This is a genomic window from Nonomuraea cypriaca (assembly GCF_015645445.1).
Taxonomy (GTDB): domain Bacteria; phylum Actinomycetota; class Actinomycetes; order Streptosporangiales; family Streptosporangiaceae; genus Nonomuraea; species Nonomuraea cypriaca.
Window position 1 is genome coordinate 1 of the sequence record NZ_JADOGI010000571.1, and the last position, 664, is coordinate 664.

1 protein-coding gene is annotated in these 664 nt (G+C 74.2%); it reads left to right on the top strand.

What is annotated here, in order from left to right; genetic code table 11:
- Positions 1–201 (top strand): hypothetical protein (locus tag ITP53_RS55660; protein ID WP_195903534.1); only part of this gene is annotated, 201 nt, incomplete at its 5' end.
- Between the last annotated feature and the right edge of the window lie 463 nt (positions 202–664).

Here is a 664-nt window from a genome sequence, read left to right on the forward strand (position 1 = left end):
GTGGGGGAGGCGCTGCCGTCGTGGACGGCGTCGTACGCGCATGCGGTCGCGGCAGGGGCGGCGTTCGCGGGGGCGGGCGCTGTGGCGGCCTTCGTGACCCATACCGGCGTGGGCAGGCGGTGGAAGGTGGCGACGGCTCTGGGCTTGGTCGCGCTGGTGCCGCTCGCGCTCGTCGTGTCCTGGGCCAGGTTCGGCGCCTGATCCATGAGCGATGTCCCTGCCTGCCCGGCCCGCTCACGACGCGCCGGGGCACGGGCATCCGGTCGGTCGTTGCGCCGGAGGGGCGCGGGCGCCTGGTTGGCCGATGTTGTCGGAGGGCGTGGGCGCCCGGTCGGTCCGGTGCGCTGGACGGCGTGGGTGTCCGGTCGGTTGGTGTGCCGGAGGGCGCTGGTGTCTGGTCGGCCGGGTGTGCCGGAGGAGCGTGGGTGTCCGGTCGGTTGGTGTGCCGGAGGGCGTGGGCGTCTGGTCGGTCGGGTGTGCCGGAGGAGCGTGGGTGTCCGGTCGGGTGTGCCGGAGGAGCGTGGGTGTCTGGTTGGCCGGGTGCGCCGGAGGGCGCTGGTGTCTGGGCGGTCGGGTGTGCTGGAGGGCGTGGGTGTCCGGTCGGTCAGGTGTGCTGGAGGGTGTGGGGGTTCGGTTATCGGATGGTGAGTGGGGTGGGTCAGGG